Here is a 10030-nt window from a genome sequence, read left to right on the forward strand (position 1 = left end):
TCCTTGGCTTTCGCCTCGAGCTCGGTCGCGGTCGTGCTGCCTTTCTTGAGCGCCAGCAGATCGGACGGCGTGATCAGCGCCACCTCGATCGGCGCCGGCTCCGGCGGCTTCAGCGGTGCCGTCGAGAGCATGGCGAGATACATCCACGCCAGCGCGCCGCCGTGCAGAAGGATGGAGAGGGTCAGGCCGAGCGGCACGGCGCACCTCCCATGGAGAGGAGCCAACGTGAGACGGCACGGCCAGCGATTGCGCACAGAGAGACAGGCGCGGGCTCCCACGACGCCAGCGCATGGACGCGATCGCGCGTCCCGCTCCCTCGTCTCGACTGCCTCATGCCGCCGTCCTCGCCAAAGCTTCGGGAGGGCGCTTGGCCCTCGGAAAGCTCCGTCATTGCGCGCTCGCCCCGTCCTCCACTTCCGTCACGAGCGAGACCTTCTTGAACCCGCCGGCGCTGATCCGCCCCATCACGCGCATGATCATGCCGTAGTTCGTGCCCTTGTCGCCGCGGACGAAGATCTGCTCGTCCACGCCGTTCTTCGCGATCGATTTCAGCTTCTCCGCGACCTCGTCGAGGGGAACCTGCGTCTCGCCGATGAAAACATCGCCATTGGACGAAACCGAGATGGTGAGCGGCTCGTGGTTGCTTTCGAGCTGCTTGCCCTGCGACTGCGGCAGCTCGATCGGCACGCCGACCGTCAGGAGCGGCGCGGCCACCATGAAGATGATCAGCAGCACGAGCATCACGTCCACCATCGGCGTGACGTTGATCTCGCTCATCGGCGCGTGGCGTCCGCGGCGGCTTCTGCGCCGCCCGCCTCCGCCGGCTTTGATGCTCATGCCCATGGGCGGCCGTCAGCTCCTCACGTCGATCTGGCGCGAGACGATCGCCGCGAACTCGTCCGCGAACGCTTCCAGCCGCTGGCTGATGTGCGCCGAATCCGCCGAGAACTTGTTGTAGAAGATGACCGCCGGGATGGCCGCCATGAGGCCGAGCGCGGTCGCGAACAGGGCCTCGGCGATGCCGGGCGCGACGACTGCGAGATTCGTGTTCTTCGAGATGGCGATGGCCTGGAAGCTCTGCATGATGCCCCAGACGGTGCCGAACAGGCCGACGAACGGCGCGGTCGATCCGACCGTCGCGAGGAACAGGAGGCGCCGGTCCAGCCGCTCCATCTCGCGGCTGATGGTGACGTCCATCACCTTCTCGACGCGAAGCTGAATGCCGCCGAGGGCGCGGATGTTGCCTTCGACGGAGCGCTTCCACTCGCGCATGGCCGCCACGAACAGGGCCGCCATGGAGATCGTGTGACTGCGCGAGAGGGCGGTGTAAAGCTCGTCGAGCGACTGGCCCGACCAGAACGTCTGCTCGAAGCGGTCCGCGGCCAGGCGCGCGCGCCGGAAGGCGATGAGCTTCTCGATGATGATGGCCCACGACCAGATCGAGGCGAGCCCGAGGCCGACCATCACGAACTGTACGATTGGGGAGGCTTGAAGAAAAAGCTCGATGAAGGACACGCCATGCGCCTGAGGCGCAAGAGTGGTCTGCGTCACGTCTTCGGGGTTCATTGCGTCAACCGTCTTTCGAGACTCGGGCCATGATCGCCCGCGGACGGCCCGTCCGACGCGTGCATCACCGGTCCCATGATCAGAGCGGGCGGCCGCGTGCCCCGTGAAGAAGAATAAGCCGACTCGGCAATCGCGCCCCCCTGGCGAACGCAACGTGCACTGGCGCGCACGGACCATCAAGCACCTTGTTGCCGCGCAATATGACGGAAAAATGGTGCCGCGCCCGCCTTTCCAACGGCTTAGACGGAGCGCGGGCCGTAGAGGATCAGCGCTGCGCCGGCGAGGCAGACGAGCCCGCCCAGCACATCCCAGCGGTCCGGGCGCATGCCCTCGTACGCCCACAGCCACAGGAGCGAGGACATGATGTAGATGCCTCCATAGGCGGCATACGTGCGCCCGGCGAAATCGCTGTCGATGCGGGTCAGCATCCAGGCGAACCCAATCAGGGCCGCGACACCCGGCACGAGCCAGAGGGCGGACGCTCCCTGCCGCGCCCAGGCCCAGAAGGCGAAGCAGCCGGCGATCTCGAGCAGCGCCGTCAGCGCGAAGGTGGCGACCGTGGTCATTCGGCGCGATCCAGAAGCCCCTGCCACGCGCCGGATTTGGGATCGTAGGCTTGGATCTCGCCCGCCTCCATGTCGTAGAGCCAGCCGTGGATGCCGATGCGTCCGTCCGCGACACCGCGCGCAACGCTCTCGTAGGTCATCAGGTTGTCGAGCTGGAACTGGATGTGAGCGCGGATGGTGGCGAGGCTGCGCTCGCCGTCTGGCACGCGTGCGGCAGCGACGAGCCGATGGGCCGGCCGCGTGTACTCGACCCAGCGCGCGAGATGGGCGTCCCTGCCGGGCGAAACAGGCCCGGCCAGCGCCGCGATGCCACCGCAGCCGGTGTGGCCGCACACGACGATGTCGTCGATGCCGAGGTGAGCGAGCGCGTATTCGATCGCCGCGCCGACGGCCTCGTCATCGGCCCAGGCCGGGGGCACGCAGTTGGCGATGTTGCGCACCTCGAACAGTTCTCCGGGATCCGCCTGCATGATCTGCGAGGGCACGACGCGGCTGTCGCAGCAGCCGATCCAGAGCAGCCGCGGCGTCTGCTTCTCCGTGGCTAGCGTCTTATAGAAGGCCTCCTCGCGCTCGAACGCCCGGCGAAACCGCTCGTGGCCCTCGATCGCGTCCTTGATGTCGAGATCGACGCCGCTGGTGTCCTTCGAGGTCGTCATGCTGTCTCTCCCCCGGCGAGGCCCGTCACTGCGGGCGGCATTTTGGATCGCAGAAACGTCCGATCTGCTGGCGTCAGGTCTTGAACCGGCAGCGTCATGAACTGGCTCGGAGCCGTAAAGATCATCCAATAGTCCGGTCTTTCCCAAACCTCGGTGACGCTTGACCTGCCCATGTCGCGCCGATCATTCCCGGGCGGGCGCGGCTTGTCCATGCAGCATCGACGGCAGGGAAAAATGGAGACGGGATGTGTGGCTCAGGTGCCGGCCGTCGGCGCGAACGCGGCGCGCACCTCCTGCGAAACCCGAAGCGGCTTGCCGGACACGGCCACCAGCACCACCGTCACCTCCGCCTCGAACACGCGCCGCTCGCCGTTGAGCACGGTCTGCAGCAAGGCAACGCTCGCGCCGCCGACCTCCTTCACGCGCGTTTCGACGACGAGCACGTCGTCCATGCGCGTCGGGCGCAGGAACTCGCAGTTCATGCGGCGTACGACGAAGGCTGCGGGCTCGCGGCTCTCCGAGCCGTCGATGAGGCGGCGCGAATCGGTGCCGAGCAGGCGCAGGAAATCCGTCCGCCCGCGCTCGCACCAGCGGACGTAGGAGGCGTGATAGGCGATGCCGCCCGCGTCCGTGTCCTCGAAATAGACGCGCACCGGCAGCACGTGCCGCCGCCCGGTTTCGTCATCGATGATGCGGCCGGCAAGATCCGGCCATTGGCTCGCGGTGTCGCTCATGGGTGCTGGCTCGACGTCCTCGACTGGGATCCGAAGGAAGAGAGGGGGAAGATCATGCGTAGGTGTGGCCCGTCTCGACCGTGACGAGCACGATCTCGGGCGGCGCGCCGAGCCGGATCGGAAGCTTCGAGCAGCCGAGCCCCGCCGAGACGATCAGGTTGCGGTCCTCCTCGACGATGTGGCCGACGAGATAGCGCTGACCATAGCGGGAGGGGACGACGGGCGCATAGCCCAGAACCCGCACCTGCCCGCCGTGGGTATGCCCCGCCACCGTCAGCGCCACGCGGGCGGGCACCTCGGGGAAGATGTCCGGCTCGTGGATCATCAGGATCACGGGCGCATCGTCCGTGATCCTGGCGAGCGTGCCGGCGAGGTCGTCCACCCCTTCATAGGCGTCGCCCCGGAAGGCGAGGCCGTCAGGCTTCTGCCGCGGCCAGAACGCCCACTGGTCGCCGAGGCCGGCGATCCAGAACGGATGGCCCTCCTTCTCGAGCCGCACGGCATCGTTCTCGTAAACGGGAATGCCGGCCTTCACGAGCGCCACGCCGGCCGGCACGGGCCCCGACCGGCGGCGCTGGACCTCGATGTCCTCCCACCAGTCGTGATTGCCGAGCACGGCGTGCACGCCGAGCGGCGCCTTGAGCCCCGCGAGCACGGCGGCCCATTCCGCGTTCTCACGCCGCTGCCCAAACCACAGGAGCTGTGCGCCCGGAACATAGTCTCCGAGCAGCAGCACGGCATCGGGGCGGAGCGCATTCGTCTCAGCCACGATGTGGCGGAGCCGGTCGATCCCGAGCCAGGGCTCGCAGACATGCAAGTCGGTCAGAATCGCGAGGCGCAGCGACAGCCCCTCCGGCCAGCCTGGCGGCGAGACGGCATAGCGTGTCACGCCGAACCGGAGCGCCTCCGCGACCGCATAGCTGCCGAGCGTGAAACTCGCCACGCCCGAAAACGCCAGGGTCTTGAGCAGGGTTCGGCGCGTGATCACAAGCAGGTCTCGTCAGGCTCAGCGCGCATCGGCATCATGACATCCGGCCGTCGCACGGGGCTCATTCCTCGTCGCCTTCGAACATCGGCAACTCCGGCGTCGTCGTGCGCGACGGGCCCGACAGTCCGAGATGGCGGAAGGCCTTCATCGTCAGCACGCGCCCGCGCGGCGTTCGCCCGATGAAGCCCTGTTGCAGGAGGTAGGGCTCGACGATTTCCTCCACCGCATCGCGCGGCTCGGACAGCGCCGCCGCAATCGTCTCGATCCCAACCGGGCCGCCTTCGTAGGTCACGGCGATGCAGGTGAGATAGCGGTGATCGAGCGCATCGAGGCCGGCCTCGTCCACCTCAAGCGCGCGCAGCGCCATGTCCGCGACCTGCGCATTAATGACGGGCGACCTGGCGACGGCCGCAAAGTCCCGCACGCGGCGGAGCAGGCGGCCGGCGATGCGCGGCGTCCCACGGGCGCGGCGCGCGATCTCGATGGCGCCGTCCTGCGCGATCGGTGCGCCGAGCACACGCGCGCCCCGGGTTACGACGCTCTCAAGCTCCTCGATCGTATAGAAGTTGAGCCGGATCGGGATGCCGAACCGGTCGCGCAAGGGGGTCGTCAGCAGCCCCGCGCGCGTCGTTGCGCCCACGAGCGTGAATTTCGCGAGATCGATCCGCACCGAGCGCGCGGCCGGCCCCTCGCCGATGATGAGATCGAGCTGGAAATCCTCCATCGCGGGATAAAGGATCTCCTCGATCGCCGGATTGAGGCGATGGATCTCGTCGATGAAAAGGACGTCCCGCTCCTCGAGGTTGGTGAGGAGCGCGGCGAGGTCTCCGGCCTTCGAGATCACCGGCCCCGAGGTGGCACGGAAGCCGACGCCCAGCTCCTTGGCCATGATCTGCGCCAGCGTCGTCTTGCCGAGGCCGGGGGGGCCGGCGAACAGCACATGGTCGAGCGCGTCGCCGCGGGCCCGGGCCGCCTCGATGAACACGCGCAGGTTCGCGCGCGCCTGCTCCTGGCCCACGAATTCGTCGAGCGAGCGCGGCCGGATGGACGCCTCGTAGGCGTCCGCCTCGCACTTCACTCCGCTGATCAAGCGATCGGTCATGTTTTGTTCGTGGCCGTGTTTGCTTCTGCCGTCAAGCGCGGGCGGGCCGGACCGGCACGCGGCCGCATGCCCCTGCCCTTCCCTCGCATGGCCGACCTCTGGTATGATTGCGCCATGGGTACATCAGACTTCCTTTCAGGTCGCCTCATCGCAGGAGTCTAGCCCTGGCTCGGCCTACGTTTGCCGGAGCCAGGGGACGCCCGTTCACACCCAAAAACCTGAATCCTTAAAGCCTCGCCGGTTTCCGGCCGGGGTTCACGGAGTTTGCGATGACCTCTGCTCAGCCTCTCATCACGGAAAAAGACGCCCACTATCTGCGCACCCTGCTCTCGTCCAAGGACCATGACGACGCCTATCGCGAGATCGTGAGCCGGAAGCTCGCCGAGGCGGCCATTGTGTCCGACGACGCCATCGATCCCGGCGTCGCCACGCTCGACAGCCGCGTCGAATTCAGCGTCGGCGGCGGCTTCACCGAAAGCCGCATCCTGACGCGCGGCGAGATCGGCCCGGCCGACGGCCTCGCCCTTCCCGTCACGACGCCGCGCGGCCTCGCGCTCCTCGGTCTGCGCGAGGGGGAGGTGTTCTCGGTGCGCAAGGCGAACGGGATCATCGAGCCGATCCGCCTCATCCGCGTCGCCCGGCAGCCTCAAGCCGCCCGCAAGAGCGGGGCGACGGGCAGCGTCGTCCGCCTGGAGCCGCGGCGGGCGCGGACCCTCGAAGGCGTGGGCAGCGCAGCGCCTGCTGGCCTCGGCGACGACGACGATCCGGGGCCGAGCGCGGCCTGACCGTCAGTCCTTCCGGCACAGGAGCCGCCCCGCGATCAGTGCGATCGCCGGCGGCCCCGCCGCGAGCAGGCCGAACATCAGCGCGTGCCGCGCGGCGGCCGCCCGGAAGGCCTCGGCCGTGGCCGGGTCGTTGGGCGACATGTCGAGCGGCACGTGCGGCGCGCTCGTGTATCCGAAATAGGCGATGACCCCGGTCCAGATCAGGGACCCGACGAGCCACACCGGAAATGAGAACAGCCTGCACATGCGGCCTCCAATTGGCGCGACACTCTAGCTAGAGCCGTTCCGCTTTTGATGGATTCTGGGAACGGCTCCAGCTTTTTTGTTTTCGTGCTTCCTATCGGAAAACCGGTTCCCACTTTTCCGGAAGCACGTTAGTGAGCCGCCGCCTTGGGCAGCCGGGCGTCGAGCAGACCGTAGATGCTCTTGGCGGCCGCCGTGCTGTTGGGCACGCCGGAGATCACCAGCGTGATCAGATCCTCGCCGCGCCGGATCAGGATCATCGGACCCACCGTCGTGGCCTGGTCTCCGAGGCCCGCGAGCTTATCCATGGCAGGTCCGAGCTCGGATTCCATGAGGCCGGCCCCCTGCATGCCGGTCGCCCCATCGCCCCAGTTCAGTTGTACCTCGGCGTAGGGTGCGCCGAGCTCGCCGCCGGCGGTTTCATACGTGCACTTGGTCTGCCCGCCCCGGTCGTCGGCCACAGCGCTCACCGCGCTGCCGAGAACGGTGCTCATGTCTGCGGCGGAGACGAGCCCGCATGCCGTCGGCGCGGCCGATGCGCCGCTGCAGAAAAGGCCGGTCAGGATCAGGGCAACGGAAGCGATACGCATGGCACGAACCTCGTTGAATGAGGACGATGGAGAGATCGTAGACGAGCCGGTGGCGCGTAGTGGCCGGAGACGGGCGGGAATGACGATGCCCCCGTCGGCGGCCAAGCGTGGAGCATGGATCAAACCTCGCCGCGCGCGTCGCGGGCCGGATGATGTTGGCATACTCAGCCAGTTGAGGTGAAGGGGATTGTCCGCTGGGCGTCATAACCAGACGCCACCCGCACGGGCGTCCGCGGTCTCGCCCCCCTACCGCGCCAGCTCCTTGAGGCCGCGCCGGATGAGCTTGGCGGTGTCGGCATCGGCGCCTAGCTCGCCCATGGCGGCCGCCACCGCTGCCGACGCCTGGGCCGGGTTGTATCCAAGATTTGTGAGCGCCGAAATCGCCTCGGCCGCGGCCAGTCCCTCGCCGGAGGCGCCGGCCGGCGCCTTGCCGGCGGAGGCCGAGGCCGGCCCATCGAGCCCGGCCACCGACAGCGCCGGGGCTTTGTCCTTCAATTCCGCGACGATCCGCAGCGCGAGCTTCTTGCCCACGCCGGGCGCCTGCTCCACCGCCGCCCAGTTGCCGAGCGCGATCGCGTTGGCGAGGTCTTGAGTCGACAGCACGCCGAGCACGCCCAGCGCCACCTTGGAGCCGACCCCCTGCACGTTCTGCAGCGTGCGGAACCAGCTCCGCTCCACCTCGCTGCGGAAGCCGAACAGGCGGATGGCATCCTCGCGCACATGCGTATCGATGGTGAGCACCACCGGCTCGCCGAGCTTCAGATTGCGCAGCGTGCGCGCGGAGAGTTGCACCTCATAGCCGACGCCGCCGACATCGACGATGGCGTGAGCCTCTCCGATCGCGTCGACGATGCCTTTGAGCTGGCCGATCATCCGCGCGCCTCCTCCCGGGCGACCCGGCGCGCCAGCGCGGCCGCGCCGCGGTGGTTCGCATGGCAGATGGCAATGGCGAGGGCGTCCGCCTCGTCGGCGCTCTCGACGCGGGCCTTAGGGAGCAGGAAGCCGATCATCGCCTGGATCTGGCGCTTCTCCGCATGCCCCGCGCCGACGACCGACTTCTTGATGAGGTTCGGCGAATATTCCGCGACAGCGAGCCCGCGCATGGCCGGGGCCAGAAGCGCCATGCCGCGGGCCTGGCCGAGCTTCAACGTTGCGCGCGCGTTCTCGTTGACGAAGGTCTCCTCGACGGCGGCCTCACGCGCGCCGGAGGCCGCGATCACGGTCATGAGCCCCTCGAACAGCTCGCGCAGCCGGTAGGCGAGATCCTCGCCCGCGCTCGAGGTAATGAGGCCCGACGAGACATAGCTGAGGCGCACGCCATCCGTCTCGATGACGCCCCAGCCGGTGCGCCGGAGCCCCGGATCGATGCCGATGATGCGGATATGTGCGCCTGCCTGCATGCTCCCCGCATAGCACGGGCGCAGGTGATTCGCGGGTCGCCCCGCGCCCGAAGCGGGAAAGCCTGTCAGGCTGCGGCCTTAAATCCGCACCGCCGCATGTTGGCGGAGCCGCAGGCTGAAGCCGATCAGCAGGATGCCGAAGAGGATGGCATAGGCGCCGATCACCAGAATCATGGCAAGCGCGCCGGCCCCAGGCCACGCGACCAGAAGCAGGCCGAACAGCACCGAGAGGACGCCGCTCGCGATCAGCAGCCACTCGCCCTCGATCTCGTGGCGCATCTTGATGGCCCCGACGATCTGCATGACGCCCGTGGCAATGGCCCAGGCGGCGATGAACATCAGGAGCACGAGCGCGGTGATCTGCGGCCAGAGCACGGTCAGCACGCCGGCTGCGATGCCGAACACACCGACCAGCGCCAGCCACCAGCGCGGCGCGGGCGACCCACCCCGGATCGCCGCCGCAATCGAAAGGACGCCGTCGATCAGCGCGAACGCCGCGTAGAAGGCAACGAGGACGGCGAGCGTGATGCCCGGCCAGACAAACGTAAGGAGTCCGAAGATCAGGGCGAGGATGCCGCGCAAGAGGATGATCCACCAGTTCCTGGCCAGACCGTCGAGCATCGGACGCATCCGGACGGAGCCCGGAGGGGCGGCATAGGGTGAGCTTTGCATGTGTCATCTCCCAGAGGGGCCGGGTGGGATCCGGCCGTGCGTGCTCAACGCGAGCTTAGCGCCTCCCGTTGCACGCCCAGAGCAGAAAAATCGTCATTACCGGAACTTAACCCTACGCGACCGTGGCGACGCCGGGGTATGAGAGCGCGCCTCGCAGGCCCTCCCAGGACGGACCGGGCCGGCGCGGGCCCGCGAGAGGAGGGGACGCCATGCCGGAGCTCGGCACGAACGAATGGATGATGATCTGGGGCGTGGGGATTGCCGTGCTCGGCCTGCTGATCATGTGGCGCGTCTCGCGCTACGATCTGGCCGGCGCCGCCTTCGACAGCGCCTGGCAGGTCGCCCGCGGCAAGCGCTCGGCGGCAAGTCCGACGGCGCTCGAGCAGAAGTACAACGAGATCGCGCGTGAGGCCTCGCTCTCCGGCAAGGCGCGGCGCACGGCCGGCACCGTGATCGGCCACTTCGTCGCCAAGGTCTTCAACATGATCGCGATGCTGATGCTGCTGGGGGGCGCCGTGCTCGTCGCCATTGGCTGGTTCTGGCGCTGAGGCTGCGCACGCGCGCCCTGCGCATTGGCGGAACGAGGCGGCTGCATCACCCTTCCCGCACATAAATAAAAGGCGGTGCGATCCGATCGCGCCGCCCTTACTGTATTCCGCTCGGCGGATCCGACTTAGATCAGCTTGCCCATCGCGACGGCGGTATCGGCCATGCGGTTCGAGAAGCCC

General features: G+C 68.1%; 16 protein-coding genes. 2 read left to right on the forward strand and 14 right to left on the reverse strand.

Translation table 11 applies throughout. The features are described 5' to 3' along the window. From V7082_RS20225 to ruvB, 9 genes are all read right to left on the reverse strand, one after another. Positions 1–197 (reverse strand): hypothetical protein (locus tag V7082_RS20225; RefSeq protein WP_442909831.1); only part of this gene is annotated, 197 nt, incomplete at its 3' end. 190 nt (positions 198–387) lie between these two features. Continuing rightward, entirely contained in the window at positions 388–843 is a 456-nt protein-coding gene (tolR, locus tag V7082_RS20230; protein ID WP_334151377.1) for a protein TolR, read from the reverse strand. 9 nt (positions 844–852) lie between these two features. Beyond that, positions 853–1566: a protein TolQ gene (gene tolQ, locus V7082_RS20235; protein WP_334151378.1), complete on the reverse strand. Its 714-nt coding sequence runs from the start codon at positions 1564–1566 to the stop codon at positions 853–855. Between the two features lie 239 nt (positions 1567–1805). Next, complete coding sequence (locus tag V7082_RS20240; protein WP_334151380.1) at positions 1806–2132, reverse strand: YnfA family protein; 327 nt, start codon at positions 2130–2132, stop codon at positions 1806–1808. Beyond that, on the reverse strand, positions 2129–2788 hold the full coding sequence (locus V7082_RS20245) for a carbonic anhydrase (protein ID WP_334151382.1): 660 nt from the start codon (positions 2786–2788) through the stop codon (positions 2129–2131). The genes V7082_RS20240 and V7082_RS20245 overlap by 4 nt, the downstream gene beginning before the upstream one ends. Continuing rightward, positions 2785–3000, reverse strand: a complete 216-nt coding sequence (locus tag V7082_RS21655; protein WP_442909832.1) for a YcxB family protein — start codon at positions 2998–3000, stop codon at positions 2785–2787. The genes V7082_RS20245 and V7082_RS21655 overlap by 4 nt, the downstream gene beginning before the upstream one ends. Before the next feature lie 42 nt (positions 3001–3042). Further along, positions 3043–3522, reverse strand: coding sequence for a YbgC/FadM family acyl-CoA thioesterase (locus V7082_RS20250; protein WP_334151383.1), 480 nt, complete (start codon positions 3520–3522; stop codon positions 3043–3045). Between the two features lie 52 nt (positions 3523–3574). Then, positions 3575–4510: a metallophosphoesterase gene (locus tag V7082_RS20255; RefSeq protein WP_334151385.1), complete on the reverse strand. Its 936-nt coding sequence runs from the start codon at positions 4508–4510 to the stop codon at positions 3575–3577. Positions 4511–4571: 61 nt separating this feature from the next. Further along, positions 4572–5612, reverse strand: coding sequence for a Holliday junction branch migration DNA helicase RuvB (gene ruvB / locus V7082_RS20260; protein WP_334151386.1), 1041 nt, complete (start codon positions 5610–5612; stop codon positions 4572–4574). Between the two features lie 269 nt (positions 5613–5881). Here ruvB and V7082_RS20265 point away from each other — a divergent pair, with 269 nt between their 5' ends. Next, the gene (locus V7082_RS20265; protein ID WP_334151387.1) at positions 5882–6397 is read left to right on the forward strand and encodes a hypothetical protein; all 516 of its coding nucleotides are present in this window, start codon (positions 5882–5884) and stop codon (positions 6395–6397) included. Positions 6398–6400: 3 nt separating this feature from the next. On the opposite strand, the gene V7082_RS20270 is transcribed toward V7082_RS20265, so the two are convergent. The 5 genes from V7082_RS20270 to V7082_RS20290 all read right to left on the reverse strand — a co-directional run bounded on the left by V7082_RS20270 (position 6401) and on the right by V7082_RS20290 (position 9302). After that, entirely contained in the window at positions 6401–6643 is a 243-nt protein-coding gene (locus V7082_RS20270; RefSeq protein ID WP_334151389.1) for a hypothetical protein, read from the reverse strand. A gap of 128 nt (positions 6644–6771) precedes the next feature. After that, positions 6772–7230, reverse strand: coding sequence for a hypothetical protein (locus tag V7082_RS20275; protein WP_334151390.1), 459 nt, complete (start codon positions 7228–7230; stop codon positions 6772–6774). A 246-nt stretch (positions 7231–7476) separates the two neighbouring features. Further along, positions 7477–8103, reverse strand: coding sequence for a Holliday junction branch migration protein RuvA (ruvA, locus tag V7082_RS20280; RefSeq protein WP_334151392.1), 627 nt, complete (start codon positions 8101–8103; stop codon positions 7477–7479). Further along, on the reverse strand, positions 8100–8630 hold the full coding sequence (gene ruvC, locus V7082_RS20285) for a crossover junction endodeoxyribonuclease RuvC (RefSeq protein ID WP_334151394.1): 531 nt from the start codon (positions 8628–8630) through the stop codon (positions 8100–8102). Before ruvC ends, ruvA begins: the two co-directional genes overlap by 4 nt. Before the next feature lie 78 nt (positions 8631–8708). Then, the gene (locus V7082_RS20290; protein WP_334151395.1) at positions 8709–9302 is read right to left on the reverse strand and encodes an HdeD family acid-resistance protein; all 594 of its coding nucleotides are present in this window, start codon (positions 9300–9302) and stop codon (positions 8709–8711) included. Positions 9303–9511: 209 nt separating this feature from the next. Between V7082_RS20290 and V7082_RS20295 the strand changes: the two genes are divergently transcribed. After that, complete coding sequence (locus V7082_RS20295; protein WP_334151397.1) at positions 9512–9850, forward strand: hypothetical protein; 339 nt, start codon at positions 9512–9514, stop codon at positions 9848–9850. The last annotated feature ends 180 nt before the right edge of the window (positions 9851–10030 follow it).

The sequence above is a fragment of the Hyphomicrobium sp. genome (genome assembly GCF_036833075.1).
Classification (GTDB): Bacteria; Pseudomonadota; Alphaproteobacteria; order Rhizobiales; family Hyphomicrobiaceae; genus Hyphomicrobium_C.

Coding starts and splice junctions, on each gene's coding strand:
- tolR (WP_334151377.1), bottom strand. CDS start 843: ATGGGCATGAGCATCAAAGCCGGCGGAGGCGGGCGGCGCAGAAGCCGC.
- tolQ (WP_334151378.1), bottom strand. CDS start 1,566: ATGAACCCCGAAGACGTGACGCAGACCACTCTTGCGCCTCAGGCGCAT.
- V7082_RS20240 (WP_334151380.1), bottom strand. CDS start 2,132: ATGACCACGGTCGCCACCTTCGCGCTGACGGCGCTGCTCGAGATCGCC.
- V7082_RS20245 (WP_334151382.1), bottom strand. CDS start 2,788: ATGACGACCTCGAAGGACACCAGCGGCGTCGATCTCGACATCAAGGAC.
- V7082_RS21655 (WP_442909832.1), bottom strand. CDS start 3,000: ATGGACAAGCCGCGCCCGCCCGGGAATGATCGGCGCGACATGGGCAGG.
- V7082_RS20250 (WP_334151383.1), bottom strand. CDS start 3,522: ATGAGCGACACCGCGAGCCAATGGCCGGATCTTGCCGGCCGCATCATC.
- ruvB (WP_334151386.1), bottom strand. CDS start 5,612: ATGACCGATCGCTTGATCAGCGGAGTGAAGTGCGAGGCGGACGCCTAC.
- V7082_RS20265 (WP_334151387.1), top strand. CDS start 5,882: ATGACCTCTGCTCAGCCTCTCATCACGGAAAAAGACGCCCACTATCTG.
- V7082_RS20270 (WP_334151389.1), bottom strand. CDS start 6,643: ATGTGCAGGCTGTTCTCATTTCCGGTGTGGCTCGTCGGGTCCCTGATC.
- V7082_RS20275 (WP_334151390.1), bottom strand. CDS start 7,230: ATGCGTATCGCTTCCGTTGCCCTGATCCTGACCGGCCTTTTCTGCAGC.
- ruvA (WP_334151392.1), bottom strand. CDS start 8,103: ATGATCGGCCAGCTCAAAGGCATCGTCGACGCGATCGGAGAGGCTCAC.
- ruvC (WP_334151394.1), bottom strand. CDS start 8,630: ATGCAGGCAGGCGCACATATCCGCATCATCGGCATCGATCCGGGGCTC.
- V7082_RS20290 (WP_334151395.1), bottom strand. CDS start 9,302: ATGCAAAGCTCACCCTATGCCGCCCCTCCGGGCTCCGTCCGGATGCGT.
- V7082_RS20295 (WP_334151397.1), top strand. CDS start 9,512: ATGCCGGAGCTCGGCACGAACGAATGGATGATGATCTGGGGCGTGGGG.